Origin of the sequence: Streptomyces sp. MBT53 (assembly GCF_016654115.1) — a bacterium.
Taxonomy (GTDB): domain Bacteria; phylum Actinomycetota; class Actinomycetes; order Streptomycetales; family Streptomycetaceae; genus Streptomyces.
The window spans coordinates 52,688-77,184 of sequence record NZ_JAEQAZ010000014.1 but is presented as its reverse complement, the minus strand read 5'-3'; the positions used below and the strand labels follow the sequence as shown (position 1 = coordinate 77,184).

The window sequence follows — 24,497 nt, the reverse complement described above, 5'->3', positions numbered from 1 at the left end:
CCGGGGAAACGGGAAGTGGTACGAGGAACGCGGACGCGCGCTACTGCTTGACGCCGCCGGACGCCAGGCCGCTCTGCCAGTACCGCTGGAGCATCAGGAACGCCACGACCAGCGGGACGATCGAGATCAGGGAGCCGGTCACCACCAGCGCGAGCATGTCGCTGCTGGAGCCCGCCCCGCCGTTCTGGGCCTGCGCGGCCCAGGAGGAGAGGCCGACGGTGACGGGGTACAGGTTCGGGTTGTTCAGCATGATCAGCGGCAGGAAGTAGTTGTTCCAGGTCGCCACCAGCGTGAACAGCAGGACGGTCACCAGACCGGGACCGAGGAGCCGCAGGACGATGCGGAAGAAGATCCGCGCCTCGCCGGCGCCGTCGATCCGGGCGGCCTCCAGGATGCTGTCGGGGACGGCGTCCTCGGCGTACACCCGCATCAGGTACAGGCCGAACGGGTTGACCAGCGACGGCAGGATGACGGCCCAAGGGGTGTTGACCAGGCCCGCCTTGGCGAACAGCAGATAGGTCGGGATCGCCAGCGCGGTGGCCGGGACCATCACGGCGCCCACGACGAGGTTGAAGGCCACCCGGTCGCCGCGGAAGCGGAACTTGGCGAACCCGTAGCCGCCGGCCGCCGCGAGCAGCGCGGCGCCGACCGAGCTGACACCCGCGTACATGACCGTGTTGAGCAGCCAGTGCACGAAGACGCCGTCGTCCTGGGTGAAGGTGGCCCTGACGTTCGTCAGCAGCTGCGGGGCGTGCGAGAACCACAGGCCGAAGGTGTTGAAGAGGTCCTGGGTGCTCTTCGTCGAGGCGACCAGCAACCACAGCAGCGGCAGCAGGAAGTACGCCAGGACGGCCAGCATGGCGATCGTCAGCGGGGTGCTGTGACGCTTCCTGCGCCGCTTGCCCGCGCCGGCCGGAGCCCGCTTCGCCGACGGAGCGAGCTCGGCCGGGGGAAGGGTGGTCGTCATGATGTCCTCCTGCGGTTGGCGGTGAGCAGGACGGCATAGGAGACGATCACGATGACGAGGCCGAGGAGGAAGGACACCGTGGCCGCGTAGTTGACCTGCTGTCCGGTGAACGCGAGCGTGTAGGCGTAGAGGTTGGCGGTGTAGGAACTGCTGATCACGTCCGGGGCGATGCTCATCAACAGCTTTGGTTCGTTGAAGAGTTGGAAGCTGCCGATCACAGAGAACAGCAGGGTGAGCATCAACGCGGGCCGCAGAGCGGGCAGTTTGATGGACCAGGCGATGCGCCAGGCGCCCGCGCCGTCCATCGCGGCGGCCTCGTACAGCTCCTCGGGAATGGTGCGCAGCGCGGCGTACAGGATGATCATGTTGTAGCCGACGAACTCCCAGGTCACGATGTTCGACAGACTGCCGAGCATCCAGCCGTCGCTGAGGAAGTCCGGGGCCGGCAGATGCAGATCGTGGCTCAGCTGGGCGAACGGGCCGAAGTCCGGCCCGTACAGATAGCCCCACATGAGCGCGGCGACCACGCTCGGCACGGCGTACGGGACGAAGATGCCGAGCCGGATCACCTTGGCGAACCGCAGCAGCCCGCTGTCGAGGGCGAGCGCGAACAGCAGCGCCAGCAGCAGCATCAGCGGGACCTGGATCACGAAGAACAGGGCGACGCGTACGACACCGTGGATGAGCTGGGGGTCGCCCAGGGCCCGGACGTAGTTGTCGAGTCCGACGAACGCCGTTCCGCCGATGAGCCGTTCCTGGAAGAGGCTCAGATAGGCGGCGTAGCCGAGCGGGGCGAGGAAGAGCAGCAGGAACAGCGCCATGAAGGGTGCGACGAACAGTGGCCCTGCCGACCGGCGGCGGCGCGCGCCGCCGCGCCGGCCCTTGGGGGAGGCCGCGGTTGTGGCAGTCATCATCGGGCCTTTCTGAGGGGTGGGGTGTGCGGGGGTCCGGGTCCCGCGCCGCCGCGCGGGACCCGGCGCGCCGTCAGGCCGAGTGGACCGTGAAGCCCTGGGTCTTGGCGTACGTGGTCAGCCGCGACTGCCAACTGCCCAGCGCGCGCACGGTGTTCGTCTTGTCGGCGAGGGACTTGCCGACGGTCTCGGTCCAGTCGGTCGCCGCCTGGTCGAGGAACGGGGGCCACTGGAAGGAGGAGTTGACCGTGGAGCTGATGTCGGCGAAGACCTGGTTGACCTTCTGGCCGCCGTAGAAGGTCGGCGCGTCCGACACGAAGTCGGCCTCCGTGAGCAGGGCCTTGGTCGCCGGGAAGAAGAACTGCTCGGTGGCGAACATCTTGGCGCTGGCCGGATCGGTGTTGAGGAACTGGGCGAACACCGCCGCCTGGATGGGGTTCTTGGTGGAGCGGATCACCGCGGTGGTGGAACCGCCCCAGTTGCCCGAGCTGGGCTTGCTCGCGTCCCACTGCGGGAGCGGGGCAGCGCGCCACTTGCCCGCGGTGGCCTTGGCGGAGCCGGACAGGAACACCGGGCCCCAGGCGGCGGTCAGCCAGGTCGCGTACTTGCCCTTGTTGAGGGCCGCGTACCAGGAGTCGGTGAAGTCCGGCTCCACGCCGATGACTCCGTCCTTGGCGAGCCCGCCCCAGTACGCGCCGAGCTTCTGGGAGACTGCGTCGTCCACGCCGATGGTGATGTCGCTCTTGCCGGACAGCGCGTAGGGCTTGGCGCCCGCCTGCCACAACAGGCCGTGCCAGGCGGCGACTTGGTTGGCGGCGAGGTTGGTGAGGTAGACGTCCGGGTCGGCCTTGTGCAGCTTGCGGGCCGCAGCGGCGAACTCGTCCCAGGTGGTGGGGACTTCGATGCCGTGCTTGTCGAAGATGTCCTTGCGGTACAGCATGCCCATCGGGCCGGTGTCCTGCGGGATCGCCCAGATCTGGCCGCCGCTGCCGGTGACCTGGCCCCAAGTCCAGTCCACGAAGGTCGACTTGAGGGCCGAGGCGCCGTAGGGACGCAGGTCCAGGAGGCTGTCGGTGATGGTGAAGGTCGGGATGGCCTGGTACTCGATCTGCACCATGTCCGGGGCGCCGCTGTTCGCCTTGAGCGCGGTGCGCAGCTTGGTGTACTGCGGGGTGCCCTGACCGGCGTTGACGACCTTGATCTTGACGGCCGGGTACTTCTTCTCGAAGAGCGCGACCTCCTTGTCGATGTTCGGGACCCAGGTCCAGAACGTCAGCTCGGTCGGCGTCTTCATGGCCTTGTCGATGTCGGCCTGGCTGACCGGCTTGCTGGACGCGGTCGAGCCGCCGGAGCCGCTGCCGCCGCAGGCGGTGAGGGTGACGCCGAGCGACAGGGCGCCGGTCGTGGCGAGGAAGCCCCGACGGCTCATCGAGAAGGGGCCGGGCGTGGACGAAGAGGTGTTTCTGGGCATGGTGAACTCCCGCCGGTGGCGAAGTTGACGGCACGCCTGGCAAGGGCGTGCGGATGCGTGATGGAGGAGGGCGCGGACGCGCCGGCCGAGGAACGGACGCCGACGGGGTCGGGCACGCGTCCTCGTGGACCGGGCCGACGACTTCTCCGGATGCGGAGAGGGCGGTCGTGGCCGAGGAAGAAGGTGGTGAACCGGCGACGGAGACGGTGGGGGCGAGGCGGCTCGCCGTCTGCCGGCTTCAGGAACGGCCTTGCCTGGCAAGGGCGTTCGGAGGGACGGGGCGGGACCGGGACCTGCGGCTCGTCCTCTGGTCACGCACCGGCCGTGCGCTGGTGCTGTCCGGGCTGACCGGCGTCGTCACTGGTGGGTGGCCGGGCCTCCGTTCGACAGCGGAGCGTGGCGCGCGCCCTCGCGGGAACGGACGGCGGTACGTCTGCCGCGGGCCGGGGTCGTCCGGCCGGGCGGCGGTGCGGTCGAGGTACGGATGATGAGGTCGACCGGCGGGGGGCTGGACGGTAAGGGAACCGCGTTCGGGTTCTCGATGGCGTGCACCAGACGCTTGAGCCCTTCCTGGGCCACGGCGTCGAACGGCTGGCGCACCGTGGTCAGCGGAGGAGTCACATAGGCGGCGACCGGGATGTCGTCGAAGCCGACCACACTGACGTCCTCGGGCACCCGCAGCCCGGCCTCCGTCAGCGCGCGGATCAGTCCGATCGCCATGTCGTCGTTGGCGGCGAACACCGCCGTGACACCGCCGTCCGCGGCCAGTCGGCGTCCCGCCCGGTACCCGGACGCGGCCGACCAGTCGCCCTCGACGGGCGGCGGTACGACTCTGCCGTGTGCGGTCAGGGTGGCCCGCCAGCCGTCGAGACGGTCCCGCGCGGCGTACCACCGCTGCGGACCCGCGAGGTGATGGACCGTCATATGACCGAGTTCCAGGAGGTGTTCGGTGGCGGTGTGGGCCATCAGGTCGGCGCCGTCGCCCGCGGTCAGCACGAGCCGTGCCGAGACCGGCGAGGGCGCACCGAGGACGAGGATCGGAACGTTCAGACGGGGAGCGGCACTTCCGTCGTCACCGGGGATGCCCTCCTCCTCGATCGGTTCGGAGATGACGATGCCGTCCACGCCCTGATCGAGGAGCGAGTCCACGGCACCGGCCATGCCCGCCGGGTCGCCTTCCATCGTGTTGACCACGCGCAGCGCGTAGCCGGTGTCCCGGACGACCCGCTCGACCCCCATGAGCAGCGAGGCCGGACCGTACAGCGCCGTCCCCAGCGTCACGACGCCGATCGAACGGGTGCGTCCGGAGGCCAGGGCCCGGGCGGCGTTGTTGCGCCGGTAGCCGAGTTCCTCGGCGGCTTCGAGAACGCGCCGGCGGACATCGGCGGAGACGTACTGCTCGTCGTTGAAGACCCGCGACACCGTCTTCTGCGAGACCCCGGCCAGGCGCGCGACGTCCACGCTGCGCGGAGCCGCGGTGTTCCCGCTCCGCCCTGTCCCTCGCGTCATGGTGTCTCCCGATGGCCGGTTTCTGCGTCTGGCTGCGCAGTCATGTCTGCGCTGTCATGTCTACGCAGTCATACGGCTGTCGTCAAGAGTCCGGAACGCATCCGTAACCTCGCGTCCGTCGTTCGCCAGGCATGGGTCGGCCGGGTAAGGGCCTCGGTAAGGGAACATCATCCAACCCTCACCTCCCTTCCTGAGTTCGCCAACTGCCGCCCCCGTACTACCGGTTGCCAACTCCGAGAAAGGGGAACGACGTGTCCTTCGCGAAGATCACCCTGGCCAAGAAGGCCAAGAAGAAGGAGTGCGCCAAGGAGGCGCATCACAAGCACCACGAGAAGAAGCACCACCGCAAGCACAAGAAGCACGGCAAGTGACGGCTGTGCCGGGGTCCGCCCGTCCGCCTGACATGGACCCCGGCACGCCTTGGGACTGGACGGCGGCCGAGGAACACCGCCCGTCGTCCCGGATGCGGCACGCCCGCGTCTCCCCGCTCGCCGCCTTCCGCGCCTTCTGGCCCCTGGTCCGCGGCAACCGACTCGCCGTCCTCTTCTCCGCCCTGCTCCTCATCACGTCGTCCGCCGCCGACGCCGTCGCGATCGCCATCGCGGGCCGCCTCACCGACGACGTCCTCGCCCCCGGCGACCTCGACGCCTTCTGGAGCCCGGCCGCACTCTGGCTCGGCCTCGCCGTGGCCGGCGCGGCGGCCTCGGCCGCCGGCAGCTACCTCTCCGGCTGGACCAGCGAACACTTCCTCCTGGGTCTGCGCGACCACGTCTTCGAACACCTCCAGCGCACCCCGCCGGACACCCTCGACCGCTACGGCACCGGCGATCTGGTCACCCGCCTCACCGGCGACGTCGAGGTCGTCGAGACCCTGGTCGCCTCCGCCCCCGTCGAGCTGATCACCTCCGCCGCGGGCGCCCTCGTCTTCGCCGCCGCCGCGTTCCGGACCAGCTGGCAGCTGGCGCTCATCACCCTCGGAGCCGCCCCGCTGATCTGGCTCGGCGCCCGCGTCTTCGGCACCCTGATGCGCACCGCCACCCGCGCGGAACGCGACAGCAACGGACGCCTCGCCTCCCTCCTGGAGGAGAGCCTCGCCAACATGCCCCTCGTACAGGCCTACGGCCGTCAGCGCGCGGAGAGCAGCAAGGTGCACCGCGAGGGACGCACCTGGATGCGGGCCGGACTCCGCCAGATCCGGCTCTCCTCCGTGTACGGCCCGCTCGGCGAACTCCTCGAAACCCTCAGCGTGCTGGCCGTGATCGGCGCCGGGGCGTGGCAGATCTCCGAACACCACCTCACCGTCGGCGGCCTGCTCTCCTTCGCCGCCTTCCTCAGCTACCTCCACCCGAGACTGCAAGAACTCGGCGAACTCCTCGTCGGCGCCTCGACAGCCACCGCCGCCTGCGAACGCCTGATAGAGATCCTCCGCACCACCCCCGAACCCACCTCCCACCCCGACATGCGGCCACTCCCCGAACCCGTACGCGGCGCCGTCACCTTCCAGGACGTCGGCTTCTCCTACCCCGGCGCGTCGGGCCCCGTCCTCCACCACGTCCAACTCGACATCCCCCCGGGCCTGTTGGTCGCCGTGACCGGCCCCAGCGGCGCCGGAAAGTCCACCCTCGGCAAACTCCTCCTCCGCTTCCACGAACCCACCCGGGGCCGCATCCTCCTCGACGGCCGGGACATCGCCGAACTCCCGGTGGACGAGGTGCGCCGCCACATCACCCTGCTCCCGCAGGACAGCATGCTGTTCGACGACACGGTCCGCGCGAACATCGTCTACGGCCGTCCGGACGCCGCCGACAGCGAGGTGCTCGCCGCCGCCGTCGCGGCCGACGCGCACGGATTCGTCAGCGCGCTGCCCGAGGGCTACGACACCCCGGTCGGCAAGCACGGCAACAACCTCTCCGGCGGCCAGCGCCGCAGGATCGCCCTGGCCCGCGCCATGCTGCGCACCGCACCCGTACTCGTCCTCGACGAACCCACGACCGGCCTCGACGACGCGGCGACCGCCCGCATCATGGCCCCCATCCGCCACCTCTCCGCCGGCCGTACGACCTTCCTCATCACCCACGACCGACGGCTCGCCGCCCTCGCCGACCTTGTCCTCCACCTGTCCGACGCCACAGCCGTGCTGACGGCACCCGAACAGATCGCGACGGAGGCGGCCTGAGCGCGCCCTAGGGGTTCAGCGGTGGCGCCCCAGCGGACAGGTCCAGCGCGCGACCGAGGGCCAGGACGGCGGGGACGGCATATCCCGACAGGTGCAACGGGGCCCAGGCGGCGGCCAGTTGGAGAAAGTCGGCCAGATCGCGTTCGGCTGCGGCGAGCAGGCGGCGCAGCTCGGTGACGGGCAGTTCGATCACGGGACTGCCGTCGTCCTCGGCGTCGACGGTCAGCCGGACGATGTCGCCGTGGCGTTCGGCGACGGGAGAGGGGTCGTGTCCGAAGGAGGCCCAGCCGTCGCCGTCGACGACCTCCCACCAGTCGCGGCGCTCGTCCAGCCCGTTGCAGCAGCCGGGCACCAGCGTGGCGCCGGTCACCGTGTCCGTGATCCGCAGGCCGCCGGACGCGAAGAGGTCGTCCATGGTGAGCAGTCCGTGCAGGAAGGCGCCGAGCGGATCGGTGCCGCTCTCGGGCGCGGCGGAATTGCCGTCGGCGATGTGCATCACCGCCGCGCCCACCTCATCCGTAGTGAGCCCGCCGTGCAGCGGCAGGAAGCCGTACGGCGCGGACTCGGCGACGGGCCAGAGGGCGAAGCCGCCACGGGCGCGCGTTTCCAGGACCGGCTGCAGAACGATCACCCGAGTAGTCTGCGGCACACCCGCTCGTGCCCGCCCCTCGTCGATCTCGATCTCGTTGCGGATCACGGTCGGGGACGTCAACTCCCTTGTGCCCAGGGCAAGATCCGGATCACCCCGGTCGACGACCGTGTCGCCGGCCGCCGCACTCCAGGAGAGCTCCATGCCGAAACTCGAAGTCGACGGCGCGGTACTCGTGTACGACGACGAAGGCCCCTGCGACGGAGCCGACGTGCCGCTGGTGTTCATTCACGGCTGGACGGCCAACCGGCACCGGTGGGACGACCAGTTCGCGCATTTCTCGGCCGAACGGCGGGTCGTACGGCTCGACTTGAGGGGGCACGGCGAGAGCACGGGGGCGGGGTCGCGGACCGTCGACGCGTTGGCCGCGGACGTCGTCGCGCTGCTCGACCACCTGGAGGTCGAGCGGTTCGTGCCGGTCGGGCACTCCATGGGCGGGATGATCGCGCAGACCCTGGCCCTCGCGCACCCCGAGCGGGTCGAGCGGATGGTGCTGGTCGACTCGATCAGCCGCATGACGTACAGCTGGGCGCGCGGTGTGCTGCTGGCGGTGTCCACGCTGCTGCCGTTCAAGCTGTTCGTCGCCGCCAACATCCAGCGCGCCTTCGCGCCCGGCTACCCCAAGGACAAGATCCGCCAGTACATCGAGGCCTCCGCCGCCACGCCCCGCGAGGTCGTCATGACCTGCTACGGCGCGATGCGCGCCTTCGACGTCCTGGACCGGGTCCACGAGATCACCGCGCCCACGCTCATCGCGCACGGCTACCACGACATCCAGCTGCCGCTGTCGCAGATGCTGCGGATGGCGAACTCCTACCCCGACGCGGTCGTCCGGATCGTCGACGCCGGTCATGAACTCCCCGTGGAGAAACCGGCCGAACTCACCGCGCTCCTCGGCAAGTTCGTGACCGCGCCGACGGGCTGAGGAACCAGAACTCAGGCCGGCCGTACCAGCCCCGCGTCGTACGCGAAGATCACCGCCTGCACCCGGTCCCGCGCCCCGATCTTGGCGAGGATGCGGCTGACGTGGGACTTGACGGTGGACTCGGCGAGGCAGAGACGTTCGGCGATCTCCGTGTTGCTCCAGCCCGAGGCCATGACGGTGAGGACCTCGCGCTCGCGGTCGGTGAGGGTGTCGAGGCGGCGGTCCTGCTCGGGGGTGCGGCCGGGCATCCGGTCGCCGAAGGCGTCGATGAGTTTGCGGGTCAGGCCGGGGGAGATGACCGCGTCCCCGGCGGCCACCGCGCGGATGCCCGCGACCAGTTCCTCGGGCAGCGCGTCCTTGAGGAGGAAACCGCTGGCCCCGGCGCGCAGCGCGGCGTACGCGTACTCGTCGAGGTCGAAGGTGGTCAGGACGAGGACACGGGAGCGGCCCCCGGACTGCACGATCCGGCGGGTGGCCTCGATGCCGTCCATGCCGGGCATCCGTACGTCCATCAGGACCACGTCGGGGCGGAGTTCGGCCGTCAGCCGGACCGCCTCGACGCCGTGCGTGGCCTCGCCGACGGTGCTCAGGTCGGGGTACTGCTCGATGAGCATGCTGAAGCCGAGGCGTTGCAGGGCCTGGTCGTCGACGATGAGGACGGTGGTCATGCGGGGTGCTTCTCCATGAGGTCGGGGGCGGTCGAGGTGGGCAGGAGGAGGGCGCGGACGGTCCAGCCGCCACGGGAGTTGGGGCCCGCGGCGACCTGGCCGCCGTAGAGCGCGGCCCGTTCGCGCATGCCGACCAGGCCCTTGCCCTGTTCGTCGGTGTTGGGGGTCGGGTGAGGGCCGGTGTCCTCGACGGTGACGTGCACGGCCTCGGGGTCGCCCGCGACCGTGACCTCGACGGTCGTGTCCGGTGCCGCGTGCTTGAGCGTGTTGGTGAGGGCTTCCTGCACGATGCGGTAGACGGCGAGCTGAAGTCCCTGGGGGAGACCGGTGAGTTCGCCCTTGAGGCGCAGGGTGGCGGCGGGGCCGGCCGCCCGGACCCGCTCCATCAAAGGGCCGAGGTCGGACAGTCCGGGCTGGGGCGCGAACGGGGTGTCGTCGGGTTCGTCCTCGTGGATGACGGAGAGCAGTCTGCGTAGTTCGGCCAGGGCGCCGCGCCCGCTCTCCGCGATGATCCGCAAAGTGTCCGCGCCCCGCTTGGGTTTGCTCTCGGCGAGCCCGGCGGCACCGCCCGCCAGACCGACGATCACGGCGAGGGTGTGGCCGAGGATGTCGTGCATCTCCCGTGCCACCCGGGCGCGTTCACCGGCCGCGGCCAGCCGGGCCCGCTGGTCGCGCTCCACCTCAAGGCGTACGGCGTGGTCCTTGAGGGCCTCGATGTAGGCGTTCACGAGTTTTCCGGCCAGGCCGAGCGCGGCCATCGACAGGATGGCGACCACGGCCAGGAACAGCAGCACCGGGGTACTGGCCTGTTTCGCCGACTCCTTGAGGCCGTCGAAGAAGAAGGTCGACACAAAGGTCTGGAGGAGGTTGTACACGACGCCGACGGCCAGCTGGCTCGGAGTGCCGAAGCGTCCCAGGTTGAGCAGCGCCACCAGCTGGGTCGCGCCCGAACCCGAGTCCACCTTCAGGGCGAGGCACAGCTCCGAGAGGACGACCAGGGCGGCGAACACCAGCACCGGCCGCTGCCTCCGCCACAGCAGCGGCACGGTGAACCCCGCGGTCGCCGCCAGCATCAGCACGAACGCGGGGACGGAGTCATGGGCCGCGCGCACCAGGCCCGGGATCCCCGCCAGCGCGTAGCAGGCGGGCACTCCCCACAGCCTGACCCGCGGATGGGCCGTGTCGGCCTGCCGCACCCGTCCCAGCCAGGTGAGCAGCCCGACGACCGCCCGGTACTCGGAGTCGCCCAGCCGGGCTCCTCCCATCAGGGTCTCCGGCATGAAGGACCGGGCCGTCATCGGTGGTGAGGTCACGGGATACACCCTCCATGGTGCAGGCGGGCCGCCCGCCGGTCCCGGGGGGAGGGGACCGGCGGGCGGGGACGGTGCGGCCGGGGCGGGCCCGGACCGGCGTCCTGGTGTGGATCGTACGGCCGCCGCCTCAGCGCTTCCCGGTGGTGACGGGCGACACGGGTGCCCGGTCCGGGCTGCCGGAGGCGTCGTCCGGGGTCTCGGCCAGCAGGTGGTGCAGCCGTTCGCCCTCGACGTCCACGTTGGGCAGGATCCGGTCCAGCCGGCCGGGCAGTGCCCAGGCGCGGCGGCCGAGCAGGGTCATGACCGCCGGTACGAGCGTCATGCGGACGACGAACGCGTCGAAGAGGACGGCGGAGGCGAGGCCCAGGCCGATCGACTTGATCAGGGCGACGTCGTCCAGCAGGAACCCGGCGAACACGGAGATCATGATGACCGCGGCGGCCGTGACCACCCGGGCGCTGTGCCGGAAGCCCGCGATCACGGCCTCGGTGGGCTCGGCCCCGTGGACGTACGCCTCACGCATCCGGGTCACCAGGAACACCTCGTAGTCCATGGCGAGTCCGAACACCACGCCGATCATGAAGATCGGCAGCACGCTCACGATCGGCGAGGTCCCGTCGACGCCGAACAGGTCCGCCAGCCAGCCCCACTGGAACACCGCGACCACCACACCGAGCGTGGCGACCACGCTGAGCAGGAAGCCGAGGGCGGCCTTGAGCGGGACCAGGATCGAGCGGAACACCAGGAGCAGCAGGATCAGGGCCAGGCCGACGACCACACCGAGGTAGGGGATCAGGGCGCTGCTGAGCTTGCTGGACACGTCGATGTTCAGCGCGGTCGTGCCGGTCACCATCAGCTCGGAACCGGTGTCGGACTTCAGCGCAGGGCCCCGGTCGCGGATCTGGGAGACCAGGTCGACGGTGTCCTGGCTGCTGGGGGAGCTCTTCGGGACGACGGAGATCAGGGCCACGTCGCCGTTCTGGTTGAACACCGCGGGGCGTACGGCGGCGACGTCGGACAGCTTGCCCAGTTCGGTGACCGTGTCCTGCGCGGCCGTCTTGGCGTCGCTGCTGCCGCGACCGTCGACGACCACCGTGAGCGGGCCGTTGTAGCCGTCCCCGAAGCCCTTGGTGATGGTGTCGTAGGCGATGCGCTCGCTGGTGCCGGGCGCGGACATGCTGTCGTCGGGCAGGGACAGCCGCATCGACAGGGCGGGTATGGCCAGGACACCCAGTCCGACGACCGAGACGAGCAGCATCTTCACCGGGTTGCGGGTCACGAACCGCGCCCAGCGCACGCCCGCCGCCTCGCCCTCGCCGCGCTCCTGGAGGGCGCGCATCCGGCGGCTGGTGAACCGCCCGCCCATGATCCGCATCCCGGCGAAGCCCAGCATCGCGGGCAGCAGGGTCAGCGCGATCAGTACGGCGACGACGACCGAGAAGGCGGCGCCCAGCCCCATGGAGGTCAGCATGCCGATGCCGATGATGCTCAGACCGACCAGGGCGATGACGACGGTGAGACCGGCGAACACCACCGCGGAACCGGCGGTGCCCAAAGCGCGGCCCGCCGCCTCCTCCGGTTCGTGGCCGTCCCGGATCTCGCCGCGGTAGCGGGAGACGATGAACAGGGCGTAGTCGATGGCCACCGCGAGACCCAGCATCAGCGCCAGTGTGGTGGCGGCCGAGCTGAGGTCGAAGAACGCGCTCGCGACCGTGATGGCGGCCACCGCCGCCCCGACCCCGAAGATCGCCGTCAGCAGCGGCAGCCCGGCCGCGAGCATCGACCCGAACGTGATGACCAGCGCCACGGCCGCGATCAGCAGACCGATCAGCTCGGCCGCGCCACCGCCCGCCTTCTCCTGTACGGCGTTGCCGCCCAGGCTGACCGCGAGGCCTGCCTTCTCGCCCCGGTCGGCCACGGAGTGCAGGGCGGCGCGGGCCGCGTCGGTGACGTCGGCCTGCCCGACCTTGTAGGTGACCTGGGCGTAGGTGATGGTGCCGGACTTGCTGATCAGACCGCTCTGGTACGGGTCGCTGACGTTCGCGACCTGGGGCGCCTTCTTGAGGTCGGCGATCAGCGACTCGACCTCGGTCTTGTTGGCGCCGGACTTCAGCTGCTGTCCGTCGGGCGCCTCGAACACCACGCGGGCGGTGGCGCCGGCGGCCGACGCCTGCGGGAACTCCTTGCCCAGCAGGTCGATCGCCTTCTGCGACTGCGTGCCGGGCAGGGTGAAGCTGTCGGACGAGTTCGACGACACGCTCGCCGCACCGATACCGACGGCCGCCAGAACGGCGATCCACAGCATCAGGACGAGCCGTCGGCGCCGGAACGAGAACCGGCCCAGTCGGTAGAGGAAGGTGGCCACGGAGTACTCCCACCAGGTTCGAGAGAAAGAGGTTCGAAAGGAATTCGCGAGAAAAGGAGGGCCTTCGCGACCCACGACTTCACGCTAGGAGCGCCTTTCCTCCCCTCCGCAGCACCGGGGAAGTGAAAACGGCCGGGGTGACTAGTACCGGGGTACTAGGCCCTCTCCACCCTCCAGTCGAGGTGGGCGGCCCTCCGGCCCGGGCGGGCGCCGTGATCCGCCCCACACGATCCGGGACAAGAGCCGGTTATGGTGACCAGGCGAATCGAACAGGGACAGAACCGGCGGAGGACACCGTGTCGGACGAAGGGCGTCGCATCGCCGGGCGCTACCGGCTGGCCGAGCAGATCGGCCGCGGCGGCATGGGCACCGTCTGGCGCGCCGACGACGAGGTCCTCGGCCGTCAGGTCGCGATCAAGCGCCTCCACGCACGGCCGGAACTCTCCGCCGACGAACTCGCCACCCTCTACGAGCGCACCCGCCGCGAGGCCCGCAGCGCCGCCCGGATCCAGCACCCGAACGTGATCGTCGTCCATGACGTCGTCGACGACGACGGCCGCCCCTGCATCGTCATGGAGTACGTCCCCGGCCCGACGCTCGCCGACCTCCTCAAGGACGGCCAGACCCTCCCGCACGAGGAGGCCGCGCGGATCGGCCTGGACACGGTCGCCGCCCTGCGCGCGGCCCACGCCGCCGGCGTACTGCACCGGGACGTCAAACCCGGCAACGTCCTGCTCGGCACCGGCGACCGCACCGTCCTCACCGACTTCGGCATCGCCACGACGGACGGGGCGTCGACCCTGACGAAGACCGGCGAGATGGTCGGCTCCATCCACTACATGGCCCCGGAGCGGATCCGCGGCCTCACCCCCGGCACCGCCTCCGACCTGTGGGCCCTGGGCGCCACCCTCTACCAGGCCGTCGAGGGCCGCCCGCCGTTCCGCCGGGCCACCGCGATGGAGACGGCGTACGCCATCGCCGTGGACCCCCTCGAACCCATGAAGCAGGCCGGACCCCTGGAGCCGCTGATCGAGGCGCTCCTGATCAAGGAGCCCGACGAGCGGCCGACGGCACAACAGACCGAGCGCGCCCTGCAGACCGCGTGGTGGGGAGAGGCGACGACCGAACTGCCGCCGCCCGCCCCCGAGTTGACGACCGGGGAGCCTACGGGAGACACGGGTCGCGGGCGCCGCCGGGGCCGCAAGGGGATCGTCGCCGGGGTGCTTGCCCTCGCCGCGGCGGCCACGGCCTTCGTGCTGCACGGGACGTCGACCTCGACCCCCGGGCACGCGACGAGCAGCCCCGTGACCACGACCTCCGCGTCCCCCGTCCCGGACGGCTACCACCTCGTCCGGGACCGGCAGCTCGGTGTCTCCTTCCCGGTGCCGGACGACTGGAAGGCCGGCAAGCGGTCGGCGGAGAGCGTCACCTACACCGACGGGACGGGCCTGGCCGGGCTCACCATCGGTGTCGTGGACCCGGCGGGCCCCAACCCGAGCACGCACTTCGCGGACATCGAGGCCAACACCAAGGTCAACTACCCCACCTATCGCCGACTCCGCATGCAGCAGACCACCTTCCGCCAACAGCCCGCCGCGATCTGGGAGTTCACCTTCCAGGGCCGGGTCCGGGTGTTCCGCGCCATCGACCTCGGCTTCGGGAGGGAGGGCGATCGCGAGTACGACATCTACCTCTCGGCCCCGGACGCGAAGTGGGACACCTACCGTCCCGTCTTCGACAAGGTCAGGGACGGCTTCGTGACCAGCGCGTCGTGACCGCGTGAGAGCCGTGCACCGCTATTGCCTCCACGGCCCGCGCCCCGTTACCTTGCGGCAAAGTTACAGGCCAGCTACGCGATGCGGTCCGGCGCATCGGTGTTCGGCGAGCGGAACGGGCATTGGGTGACAGGTCGCGGCAAGGGACAACTGGAGGCGCAGTACGGCCTCCTCACGAGCATCGCCACCGAGGCGGGCGTCTCGCTCAGCACGGTGTCCAAGGTGGTGCACCGGCGCCGGGACGTCGGCGCGCGGACCCGCGAACGGGTCGAGGAACTCCTCGCGCGGCACGGCTTCGTCCGGCCCTGGGAGCGGGACCCCGCGACACCCCGGCAGATCATCGCGGTGTTCCGTGACCTGTCCGGGCCGTACACGCTGGAGGTGGTCCGCGGCATCGTGGACGCGGCCGGAGAACTCGGCATCGACGTGGTCACCGGCACGACGAGCCGCCGCTCGATCTCCGGCTGGCTGGAGCAGTGTGTCGCGCTCGGTGCCGCCGGCATCGTCATCGTGATCTCGATGCTGTCCGAGGAGGACCAGCGCCGCATCGTCGAACAGCGCCTCCCGGTGGTCCTGATCGACCCGCTCAGCGCACCCTCCGAGGACATCCCCAGCATCGGCGTGACGAACTGGAGCGGCGCCCGCGACGCCGTACAGCACCTGCTGGACCTCGGCCACACCCGCATCGGCATGGTCGCGGGCCGCTCCCACTCCCTGGCCGGGGCCGCCCGCGTGCACGGCTACCGGGCCGCGCTGGAGGAGGCCGGGATCGCCTACGATCCGACGATCGTCCGCTCCACCGACTTCGACTACGCCGAGGCGCTCGCCACCGGCGCCCAGATCCTGGACGCCGACGATCCGCCCACCGCCGTCTTCGCGGCCAGCGACGCACAGGCGCTCGGCGTGCTGGAGGCGGCCCGGCAGCACGGGCTCGCCGTACCGGACGACCTCGCGGTGATGTCCTTCGACGACACACTCGTCGCGGCGATGGCCTGCCCGCCCCTGAGCGCCGTACGCCAGCCCTTCGAGGAGTTGGGCCGTGAGGCGACCCGGGTGCTCCTCGAACTCGCCCAGGGACGGCCGCCCGTGTCCCCGCGCATAGAGCTGGCGACGGAACTCGTACTGCGGACTTCCACGTCCGTGCGGAGACGCGTCAATACCACGTAACTCCTTATTCCGCGAAACACTTTCGAAACGCGGCGGTGACATTGCCATGTCCGCTGCGAATACTGGCTTCCTGCCCGGACCCCCTCCCGGTGAAAGGAAAGCCGTTGACAAGATCCTGGGTGCGAAAGGCTTTCGCGTGGGCGACAGCCTTCGGCACAGGCGTGGCATTCGCCATCGCCTCCGCGACAAGCGCGTCGGCCTATCAGCCGAGTCCCGCCAATCTGTATACGGCGACCAACACCGCCGCGTGCAACAAGAGCCCGTGTGTGCTCTACCCGAAGTCGGCCCAGTTGCCGGACGGCCGGATCGTGGCCACCTTCGAGAATGACCAGACCGCCCCGGTGGGCCAGACACTGCCCGTCTACAAGAGCGACGACAGTGGCACGACGTGGGCGAAACTGTCCGACGTCCAAGCGCCCGCCTATCTCTCCAGCGACTCCAAATACGCGAAATACACGAGCAATTGGACCAACCCGTATCTCTACGTTCTTCCGCAGAACGTCGGCAGCCTGAGCGCGGGCACCCTGCTGCTCGCGAGCATCGTCTCCGGCGACGACTACTACTACCAGGAGCAGAAGGCCGCCAACTCCAGCTGGACGCCCACCAGTGACGGCGACCGCAAGGACGTGGCGCTCGCCCTGTACTCCAGCACGGACGACGGCGCGACCTGGACCATCCAGAACATCATCGCCGCCGGCGGCTGGCAGGGCGGCAGCGCGGGCAGCATCGGCCGGGTCTCCACCGCCAACACCTCCGCCCAGGTCGACCCCGTCTGGGAACCCCATCTCCTCGCCCACAACGGCCAGCTCATCGCCTACTACTCCGACGAGGACGACTACACCGGCTACAGCACCACCACCGGTGCGCCGACCCTCGACCCGGCCAACGACACGGCGACGGACTCCGGCGGCCAGGTTCTCCTGCACCGCACGTGGGACGGCTCCAGCTCAACCGCCTGGAGTTCCCCGGTAGTTGATGTCCCCGGCTCCACGGTGACCATGACCGGCGGCAAGACGGAGATCGGCGGCGGCCGGCCCGGCATGACGACGATCGCCCCGACGACCGACGGCAAATGGCTGCTGACGTACGAATATTGGGGCGGCGGTACGAACGTCCGCTACCGGATATCCGACGACCCGACGAAGTTCTTCTCCGCCACGGACAACCCGATCACCTCACTGCCCGTGCCCTCCGGCGGAGCCACCCTCGCCACCGGCGGCAGCCCGGTCCTCCTCCCCATGCCGGACGGCCGGATCGTCTACAACGCTGCGGGCAGCGGCGACGTCTGGGTGAACGAGTCCGGGTCGAGCACGGGCACGTGGAAGGAGTACAAGACGTCTATCGCGGCCGGCTACAGCCGCACGCTCCAGTACGTCGACGGCACCGGACGCGTGCTCATCCTCCAGGCGTCCTGGAGCGGCACCAGTGTCGGCCCCGTCAAGTACGCCGAGGTCGACCTCGGCCGCTCCGACGGCGCCTACTACAGCCTCGTCAACCGGCTCACCGGGCAGGTCCTCAGCCCCGCGTCCGGCAAGACCCAGGACGCCAACCTCACCGGGAACATCCCCGACCTGATCCTGAGCGCCGCCAACTCCACTGACAACACCCAGCGTTGGCACCTCACCGCCAAGGGCAGCAACATCACGCTGCTCAACAAGGCGGGTGGCCGCTCGGTCGCCATCTGGACCGGTACCGCGACGGCGGGGCAGAAGCTGGCCCAGTGGGTCGACGACGGAGCCACCGACAAACAGTGGACCCAGGTCGCGTCCTCGACCAGCGGCTACTACAAACTCCGCTCGGTCCTCAACACCAGCCTCTACATGACCGGTTCGACCGCCGGCGGCTCCGTCACCGTCGCGGCGGCCACCAGCGACGGCTCCCAGGACTGGCAGTTGGTCCAGGACCCGCTGCCCACCGCCTCGACCTTCACCCTGAAGGGCACCAGCTCCGGCCGCTGCCTCGACGTCCCGAACGGCGCTACGGGCGTCCAGGTCCAGATCTACGACTGCTCCGGCAACGCCAACCAGACCATCACGCAGACCGCGGCCGGTGAACTCCGCGTCAACGGCAACTGCCTGGCCGCGAACGGCGACGGCACCACCGCGGGCACCACGCTCATCCTCTGGGCCTGCAACGGGAAGTCCAGCCAGAAGTGGGCGTTCCGCGTGGACGGCACCATAGTCAACCGTTCCAACGGCCTGGTCATCGACGTGACCAGTGCGGGGACGGCCAACGGCTCGAAGGTCGAGCTGTGGACCGGTCTCGGCGCCGGGAACCAGCAGTGGACGCGTAGCTAGTCATCGCTCGAACAAGAAGATGGCCCCGCCGGTCGGATCGACCGGCGGGGCCACTTCTCGTACGGCTGGTTCGACTACTCCCGCTCGACACTCACCGGCACCGCGTGCTGCCGCAGCACCGTCGCATCCCGTTCCGCGCCCACGAGTTGCACCGTCTCCCGCACCGGAGTGTCCAGGCTGGAGGAGCCGATCTGGAGCAGGATCTCGCCGGGCTCGACGATGCGCCGCCCCGCCAGACCGGTGAAGGCCAGCCGGTCGGTGTGGACATGGAAACGGACCGTCGCCTCCTCGCCCGGCTCGAGCGCCACCTTGGCGAAGCCGAGCAGGGACCGCACCGGCCGGGTCACCTGGGCGACCGGGTCGATCGCGTACAGCTGGACCGTCTCGGCCCCCGCGACCGCCCCCGTGTTCCGCACCCGCGCGCTGACGGTGAACTCGCCGTCCACCGGCACCAGTTCACGGTCCACGCCGAGCCCGTGGATCTCGAAGCCCGTGTAGGACAGACCGTGTCCGAAGGGGAACGCCGGTGTCGGGTCGAGGTTGGAGAGCCAGCTCTGCCGGTCGCCGAGCGGCGCGTGGAGGTAGGTGTAGGGCTGACCGCCGGGTGTGGTCGGTATCTGCACGGGCAGTTTGCCGCTGAAGTTCGCCTTGCCCGCCAGGAGTTGGGCCACCGCACGGCCGCCCTCCTCGCCCGGCAGGAAGACCTGCACCATGGCCGCGGCGCCGGCGGCGAACCGGCCCACCGCGTAGGGGCGGCCACTGCTGACGACCAGGACGACGGGCCGGCCGGTGGCCAACACGGCCTCGACCAGCTCCTCCTGGACGCCCGGCAGCCGCAGATCCTCCACGTCACAGCCCTCGCCCGAGGTGCCGATCCCGAACATGCCGGCCTTGTCACCGACGACCAGCACGGTCAGGTCGGCCCCGGCAGCAGCCTCCACCGCGGCGGCGATACCGGAGCGGTCCGCCTCGCGGATGGGGCAGCCCGGCTCGAACTGCCAGTCCACGGAGGAGAGTTCGGCCGCCAGAGCGTGCCGCAGCGAGACGGCCTCGACACCGTTGCCAAGGTCGTCGCGTTCGGCGAGGACATGGTTGGGGAAGCTGTAGCAGCCGAACATGGTGCGTACGTCGTCGGCGCACGGGCCGATGAGTGCGATCCGGCCGGTCGAGGGGAGGGGCAGAGTGCCGTCGTTCGACAGCAGCACGGCACTCGACTGGGCCACCGCGTGGGCGAGTTGACGACTCGTCGGCTTGTCGAGGTCCAGTTCACCCGCGATCAGGGCGGGCGGGCGCGGGTCCCAGTCGGCGTCGAGCAGTCCGAGTTCGACTTTCTGCAACAGAACCCGACGTACCGCCCGATCGACCAACTCCTCGCCGACCAGGCCCTGTTCGACGGCGTGCACGAGGGCGTCACCGAAACCGCGCTGGTCGGGGAGTTCGACGTCCAGCCCGGCGGTAAGGGCGAGCGCGCCGGCCTCCGGGAGATCGGCCGCCACCCGGTGGTCGTTGACCAGGAAGGGCAGGGACCAGTAGTCGGAGACGATGGTTCCCTCGAAACCCCAGGCGTCGCGCAGGACTTCGGTCAGCAGCCAGCGGCTCGCGGCCGGCGCCTCGCCGTCGATCTCTGCGTAGGAGTTCATCACCGACCGCACACCCGCGGCGACGAGCCGCTCGAAGGGCGGGAGGATGACGTCGAAGAGCTCACGGCGGCCGATCCCCACGGGAGCGTGGTTGCGGCCGCCCATCGACGCGGAGTATCCGGCGAAGTGCTTGAGGGTCGCGTACACCCCGGCGCTCTGCAGGCCGGTGACATACGCCTCGGCCAACTCGCCCACCAGGTAGGGGTCTTCGCCGTAGGTCTCCTCGCAGCGGCCCCAGCGGTAGTCACGGATGACGTCGACGACGGGGGACAGGCCCTGGTGCACGCCCGCCGCGGCCATGTCGGAGCCGATCGCCTCGCCCACCCGGCGGATCAGCGCCGGGTCGAAGGTGGCCGCCATGCCGAGCGAGGTGGGGTAGATGGTGGCGCCGTACGCGGTGAAACCGGTGAGGCACTCGTCGTGGGCCATGGCCGGGATGTCGAACCTGCTCTGCGCCACCACCTGCCGTTGGTGCTCGGCCAGCAGCCGGGCGTGTTCCAACGCGGGCCGGGGCAGGGTGCCGTAGGGCCGGGTGAGCTGGCCCAGGCCGTGCCGGGCGGTCTCGTCGAGGTCGCCGACGCGGCCGAAGTGGTTGCTGCCCGGGGCCACTTCGGGGCCGTCGGCCTCGATGTCCTCCCAGGTGCTGCTCAACTGCGCGACCTTCTCCGACAGGGTGAGCCGGGCGAGCAGCGCCTCGACGCGTTCGGCGGTGGGCAGGGCGGGATCCGTCCAGGGGCGGTCGCTCTCCTCTTGGGGGAGGCCGCCGTGGTCGGGCATGGTGGTCGTCATTCACGACTCCTCGGTGTTGCGCGGGCACGCCGACGGGGCCGGGCGCCTGGCCCGGCCGTCGTACGGGGTGAACTGCCCGGTAGTGGGGGCTACTTGGAGAAACCGGCGGTGAGACCGGCGACGAGCTGACGGCGGGCCAGGATGAACAGGGCCAGCATCGGCAGGGTGGAGAGCACCACCGCGGCCATCGTGGCCGGGACGTTGATGCCGAACTGGCCGCGGAACAGGGTCAGTGCCAGGGGCAGTACGGCCTTGTCGCCGCTCTGGGTGAGGATGAGGGGGAAGAGGAAGCCGTTCCAGACCTGGAGGCCGTCGTAGACGGCGACCGTCATCAGTGCCGGGCGGGCCAGTGGTGCCGCGAGCGACCAGAGCATGCGCCAGTCGCCGGCGCCGTCGACGATCATCGCCTCGAACAGCGAACGCGGCACGTCCCGCAGGAAGCTGACCAGGATCATCACGGTGATCGGCAGCGCGAACGCGGCCGAGGGCAGGACGATCGCGAGCAGGCTGTCGTAGAGGTGCATGCGGATGATCAGCAGGTAGACCGGGATGATCACGGCTTGCAGCGGGATCGCCAGGCCCAGCAGGAACAGCCGGAACGACACCCGGGAGAAGCGGCTGCCCGCGTTGCGGACGATCGAGAACGCGGCCATCAGCGCGACGGCCACGGCGATGACGACCGTGCCCGCGGTGACGACCACGCTGTTGAGGAGATAGGTGGTGAAGTCGCCGTCCAGGACGGTCCGGTAGCTGTCCAGCGTCGGATGGCTGGGCAGCGCGAGGGGGCTGTCGGAGGTGAAGTCGGACTGGCTGCGGAGGCTGGTGACGACCAGCCAGTAGATGGGGACGACGACGATCGCCGTCCAGAAGAGGGCGGCGCCGCCGGTGAGAGTGCGGCGGAGGAACCCGGGAACGGGGTTCTTCCGGACGGGCCCGGGTGTCACGGCCCGGTGGCTTGGAACGGTCCGCCGTTCGGTGGCGGTGGTGCGGGTCTTGGTCACGGTGGTGCTCACATGCCCTCCTGCTGGCTGTCCATCCGGGTGAAGCCGGACAGGCGGGTGGTCAGCAGCGACAGGCCCAGGCCGAAGACCACGAGAAGGGTGGCCACCGCGCTGGCCCGGCCCATGTCGTGGGCCTGGAAACCGGTGATGTACATGGAGAGGGGAAGGACGCGGGTCGCGGTGCCGGGCCCGCCGGTGCCGCCCGACAGGACGAAGATCAGGTCGAAGTAGGTGAGCGAGCCCACCAGCATCAGCGTGCTCGACGTGACCAGCGTGTACTTCAGCTGCGGCAGCGTGATGTGCAGGAAGCGCGTCACGGGTCCGGCGCCGTCGAGCGCGGCGGCCTCGTACAGGGCGGTCGGGATCTGCCGTATGCCCGCCTGGTACAGCAGGGCGTGGAACGGTACGAACTGCCAGGCGATCACGAAGATCACCGTGTACAGGGCGAGTTCGGGCGAGCCGAGCAGCGGCTTGGCCAGCCAGTGCAGGCCGGGCGTGGAACCGATGCCGAAGGACGGGTCGAGCAGCGCCTGCCAGGTCAGACCGATCGCCACCGCGGAGAGCAGCAGCGGCAGGAAGAACAGCACCGCGAACAGCGCGCGCAGCCGCCCCTTGGGCGCCTGGAACAGACCGAGCGCCAGGGCGATCGGCGTCTGCACCAGCCAGCTGACCACCATCACCTTGACGGTGAGCCACAGCGACTGCCAGGTCGCGCTGTCGGTGAGGACGGACGTCCAGTTGGTGAGGCCCGCCCAGCTGATGGAACCGAGACCGTCCCAGCGGGCGACGCTGAGCGCCGCCACGCCGATCAGGGGGACGAGACCGAAGAGGCCGAAGAGGAGCAGGGCCGGAGCGGCCATGAGGAGGCCGCTCCCTCCTCTCCGGCGTACGGGGGTGGTGGTGATCGTCACGACCCCGCCTTGCTCATGTTCACCCCGAAGTCGGCCGGCGAGATCTGCCGCAGGAACGACTTGTCGGTGTTGGTCAGCAGTGGGTCGGCCTGGTCGGACGGCAGCGCCTGGTCCCACGAGAGCTGGAAGCTCGGCGCCTTGTCCACCAGGTCGTAGACGAAGGTCAGCCACGCCTTGTCGGAGGCCGACGACACCGCGGCCAGCTTGGTGTCCAGGCCCTTGACCGGCGGGACGCTGCCCGAGGCGAGATAGGCGTCGACCTGGGAGCCGTTCAGGATGTAGTCCTTCAGGTAGGTCAGCGCGTCCGACTTGTGCTTGGACGACTTGTTCAGCGACAGGAAGTTCGACGGGTTGCCGACGATGTTGTCCGGGCTGCCGGCGCCGCCGGTCAGGGCCGGGAACGCGGTGTAGCCCAGCTCGCCCTTCTTCAGGAAGTCGGGCGCGGCCTTGGCGATGTTGGCGTACTCCCAGGTGCCCATCACCTCCATCGCCGCCTTGCCCGTGTACAGCAGCGCGGTCGAGGCGCCCTGGTCGTAGCTGACGGAGGACGCGTTGTCGCCGAAGGCGCCGGCCTTCGCCAGGTCCTGGAGCTTCTGGTTGGCCTTGGTGACCGACGGGTCCTTCCAGGCGGCGGCGTCACCGGAGGCGATCTTCGAGAACACGCGCGAGCCGCCGGTCCGGTCGAGCAGGTACTCCAGGTACATCAGCGTCGGCCACTTGGAGTTCGCCGCGAGGGACAGCGGGGTGACGCCCTTGCCCTTGAGCTTCTTCACGGCCGCAAGGAGGTCGTCGTACGTCTTCGGCGGCTGGACGCCCGCGTCGGAGAGCACCTTCTTGTTGTAGTAGAGGACGACCGGGGCGAGGCCGTTGACGGGGACGCCGTAGACCTTGCCGTCGAAGGTCGCGCTCTGCATCACGCTGTCGGTGTAGCGGTCCGAGCCCACGTCCGTGGCGTTCAGGACGTCGACCTTGTCGGCCTTGACGTAGTCGTTCAGGGCGCCGCCGCCCCAGCTGAAGAAGAGGTCCGGGGCCTGGTTCGCGCCGAAGGCCACGCGCAGCTTCTGCTTGTAGTCGTCGTTCGCGAACAGCCGCAGGGTGATCTTCGCGTCGGGGTGGTCCTTGTTGTAGGCGTCGACCGACTGCTTGAGGATCAACTGGTCGTTGAGCGCCCACATCGTCAGGCCCTTCGACGACGAGCTCGTGGACGGCCCCGAGGATCCGCAGGCGGCCAGACTCGCGGTCGCGGCCAGGGTGACCGCGACCGCGACGGCGCGTCGAATTCTCGGGCTTCCGAGATGTCCGGTGACCGGGATTCCCCGCATGGTGTGCCTCTCTTCTTTCGGCGTGCCGTAAGTGCGCAGGACAGAGGCGGAAACGGATACCGGCCCGAAAGGCTTTCGGATGCCCCACCGCGGCTCGCCTGCCTGCTGGCCGGGACACTGACACGGAATTCACACCCAGGACAAGCACGGGAAATTCCTCGGTTACGAAAGACTTTCGTAGAGCTGGGGCGCCATTGCCCCGGACGCTCAGCGGAACTCGTGCACCACGCGGATCTCGCCGACGATGTGGGCGTTGAACTCGTCGAGCTCCTCGGCCGGCACCCAAAGCTCCAGAATCGTTCGCCCGCCCGCCTGTTGGACCGGATAGCGGGCCAGGAACTCCGTCTCCACCTCGAACCGCGTCACGAACCCGGCACCGTCGTGCTTGACGTTCCAGTCCCGCGCGATCCGGATCGCGTAGTCCTCGTTGAGGACCGGGTAGAAGATCGGCTGCTCGGGCAGCCGGGGCGGCCAGGCGCGCATGTCGAGCGCCCGGACCAGGTCCAGCTCCTTGGGGCCGGTGGGGCGCCAGAGGGTGGTCGTCGGTCGCTGGTTCGTCATCGGAGTCGCTCTCTGCGTCGGTGATCGAGGGGACGCAGTGGACGATATCCGCGGCGGGAACGGCACGGCCAAGGGGTTTC

Annotated in this window: 18 protein-coding genes; 5 read left to right on the top strand and 13 right to left on the bottom strand. The window is 70.0% G+C overall.

The window, feature by feature from the left end; genetic code table 11:
• Positions 1–40: 40 nt before the first annotated feature.
• The 4 genes from JHN45_RS07805 to JHN45_RS07790 form a co-directional block, all read right to left on the bottom strand.
• A complete protein-coding gene (locus tag JHN45_RS07805) occupies positions 41–967 on the bottom strand; it encodes a carbohydrate ABC transporter permease (RefSeq protein WP_200716266.1) in 927 nt (308 codons plus the stop codon).
• Positions 964–1,881, bottom strand: a complete 918-nt coding sequence (locus JHN45_RS07800; RefSeq protein WP_374192820.1) for a carbohydrate ABC transporter permease — start codon at positions 1,879–1,881, stop codon at positions 964–966. The genes JHN45_RS07805 and JHN45_RS07800 overlap by 4 nt, the downstream gene beginning before the upstream one ends.
• A 70-nt stretch (positions 1,882–1,951) precedes the next feature.
• The gene (locus tag JHN45_RS07795; protein ID WP_200716265.1) at positions 1,952–3,349 is read right to left on the bottom strand and encodes an ABC transporter substrate-binding protein; all 1,398 of its coding nucleotides are present in this window, start codon (positions 3,347–3,349) and stop codon (positions 1,952–1,954) included.
• 357 nt (positions 3,350–3,706) lie between these two features.
• Positions 3,707–4,858, bottom strand: coding sequence for a LacI family DNA-binding transcriptional regulator (locus tag JHN45_RS07790; protein WP_236583466.1), 1,152 nt, complete (start codon positions 4,856–4,858; stop codon positions 3,707–3,709).
• Between the two features lie 367 nt (positions 4,859–5,225).
• Between JHN45_RS07790 and JHN45_RS07785 the strand changes: the two genes are divergently transcribed.
• Complete coding sequence (locus JHN45_RS07785; RefSeq protein WP_307783057.1) at positions 5,226–7,034, top strand: ABC transporter ATP-binding protein; 1,809 nt, start codon at positions 5,226–5,228, stop codon at positions 7,032–7,034.
• A gap of 7 nt (positions 7,035–7,041) precedes the next feature.
• Here the strand turns inward: JHN45_RS07785 and JHN45_RS07780 are convergent, their stop codons facing one another.
• Positions 7,042–7,827: a hypothetical protein gene (locus JHN45_RS07780; RefSeq protein WP_236583465.1), complete on the bottom strand. Its 786-nt coding sequence runs from the start codon at positions 7,825–7,827 to the stop codon at positions 7,042–7,044.
• Here JHN45_RS07780 and JHN45_RS07775 point away from each other — a divergent pair.
• Positions 7,826–8,608, top strand: coding sequence for an alpha/beta fold hydrolase (locus JHN45_RS07775; protein WP_201048510.1), 783 nt, complete (start codon positions 7,826–7,828; stop codon positions 8,606–8,608). The genes JHN45_RS07780 and JHN45_RS07775 overlap by 2 nt on opposite strands.
• Before the next feature lie 11 nt (positions 8,609–8,619).
• Here the strand turns inward: JHN45_RS07775 and JHN45_RS07770 are convergent, their stop codons facing one another.
• From JHN45_RS07770 to JHN45_RS07760, 3 genes are all read right to left on the bottom strand, one after another.
• Positions 8,620–9,276, bottom strand: a complete 657-nt coding sequence (locus JHN45_RS07770; protein ID WP_019068012.1) for a response regulator transcription factor — start codon at positions 9,274–9,276, stop codon at positions 8,620–8,622.
• Positions 9,273–10,589 (bottom strand): histidine kinase, encoded by a 1,317-nt coding sequence (locus JHN45_RS07765; protein ID WP_307783056.1) that lies wholly within the window; start codon positions 10,587–10,589, stop codon positions 9,273–9,275. Before JHN45_RS07765 ends, JHN45_RS07770 begins: the two co-directional genes overlap by 4 nt.
• 127 nt (positions 10,590–10,716) lie before the next feature.
• Entirely contained in the window at positions 10,717–12,954 is a 2,238-nt protein-coding gene (locus tag JHN45_RS07760) for an MMPL family transporter (RefSeq protein ID WP_201048509.1), read from the bottom strand.
• A gap of 296 nt (positions 12,955–13,250) precedes the next feature.
• On the opposite strand from JHN45_RS07760, the gene JHN45_RS07755 reads away from it, so the two are divergent.
• The 3 genes from JHN45_RS07755 (at position 13,251) to JHN45_RS07745 (ending at position 18,193) form a co-directional block, all read left to right on the top strand.
• Entirely contained in the window at positions 13,251–14,729 is a 1,479-nt protein-coding gene (locus JHN45_RS07755) for a serine/threonine-protein kinase (protein WP_200716593.1), read from the top strand.
• A 126-nt stretch (positions 14,730–14,855) separates the two neighbouring features.
• Entirely contained in the window at positions 14,856–15,896 is a 1,041-nt protein-coding gene (locus JHN45_RS07750; protein ID WP_200716594.1) for a LacI family DNA-binding transcriptional regulator, read from the top strand.
• Positions 15,897–16,057: 161 nt separating this feature from the next.
• Positions 16,058–18,193, top strand: a complete 2,136-nt coding sequence (locus JHN45_RS07745) for an RICIN domain-containing protein (protein WP_374192827.1) — start codon at positions 16,058–16,060, stop codon at positions 18,191–18,193.
• A gap of 74 nt (positions 18,194–18,267) precedes the next feature.
• Here the strand turns inward: JHN45_RS07745 and JHN45_RS07740 are convergent, their stop codons facing one another.
• The 5 genes from JHN45_RS07740 to JHN45_RS07720 form a co-directional block, all read right to left on the bottom strand.
• A complete protein-coding gene (locus JHN45_RS07740; protein WP_201048508.1) occupies positions 18,268–20,622 on the bottom strand; it encodes a glycoside hydrolase family 3 N-terminal domain-containing protein in 2,355 nt (784 codons plus the stop codon).
• An 89-nt stretch (positions 20,623–20,711) separates the two neighbouring features.
• Positions 20,712–21,635, bottom strand: coding sequence for a carbohydrate ABC transporter permease (locus JHN45_RS54330; RefSeq protein WP_200715904.1), 924 nt, complete (start codon positions 21,633–21,635; stop codon positions 20,712–20,714).
• Positions 21,632–22,483, bottom strand: coding sequence for a carbohydrate ABC transporter permease (locus tag JHN45_RS07730; RefSeq protein ID WP_200715912.1), 852 nt, complete (start codon positions 22,481–22,483; stop codon positions 21,632–21,634). The genes JHN45_RS54330 and JHN45_RS07730 overlap by 4 nt, the downstream gene beginning before the upstream one ends.
• Before the next feature lie 47 nt (positions 22,484–22,530).
• Positions 22,531–23,856, bottom strand: coding sequence for an extracellular solute-binding protein (locus JHN45_RS07725; RefSeq protein WP_200715905.1), 1,326 nt, complete (start codon positions 23,854–23,856; stop codon positions 22,531–22,533).
• Between the two features lie 207 nt (positions 23,857–24,063).
• Complete coding sequence (locus tag JHN45_RS07720) at positions 24,064–24,417, bottom strand: hypothetical protein (protein WP_200715906.1); 354 nt, start codon at positions 24,415–24,417, stop codon at positions 24,064–24,066.
• Positions 24,418–24,497 lie beyond the last annotated feature (80 nt).

Bases quoted from the DNA above. Each gene is read 5' to 3' on its own strand.
- JHN45_RS07805 (WP_200716266.1), bottom strand. From the start codon at position 967: ATGACGACCACCCTTCCCCCGGCCGAGCTCGCTCCGTCGGCGAAGCGG.
- JHN45_RS07800 (WP_374192820.1), bottom strand. From the start codon at position 1,881: ATGATGACTGCCACAACCGCGGCCTCCCCCAAGGGCCGGCGCGGCGGC.
- JHN45_RS07795 (WP_200716265.1), bottom strand. From the start codon at position 3,349: ATGCCCAGAAACACCTCTTCGTCCACGCCCGGCCCCTTCTCGATGAGC.
- JHN45_RS07790 (WP_236583466.1), bottom strand. From the start codon at position 4,858: ATGACGCGAGGGACAGGGCGGAGCGGGAACACCGCGGCTCCGCGCAGC.
- JHN45_RS07775 (WP_201048510.1), top strand. From the start codon at position 7,826: ATGCCGAAACTCGAAGTCGACGGCGCGGTACTCGTGTACGACGACGAA.
- JHN45_RS07780 (WP_236583465.1), bottom strand. From the start codon at position 7,827: ATGGAGCTCTCCTGGAGTGCGGCGGCCGGCGACACGGTCGTCGACCGG.
- JHN45_RS07770 (WP_019068012.1), bottom strand. From the start codon at position 9,276: ATGACCACCGTCCTCATCGTCGACGACCAGGCCCTGCAACGCCTCGGC.
- JHN45_RS07740 (WP_201048508.1), bottom strand. From the start codon at position 20,622: ATGACGACCACCATGCCCGACCACGGCGGCCTCCCCCAAGAGGAGAGC.
- JHN45_RS07730 (WP_200715912.1), bottom strand. From the start codon at position 22,483: ATGGCCGCTCCGGCCCTGCTCCTCTTCGGCCTCTTCGGTCTCGTCCCC.
- JHN45_RS07725 (WP_200715905.1), bottom strand. From the start codon at position 23,856: ATGCGGGGAATCCCGGTCACCGGACATCTCGGAAGCCCGAGAATTCGA.
- JHN45_RS07720 (WP_200715906.1), bottom strand. From the start codon at position 24,417: ATGACGAACCAGCGACCGACGACCACCCTCTGGCGCCCCACCGGCCCC.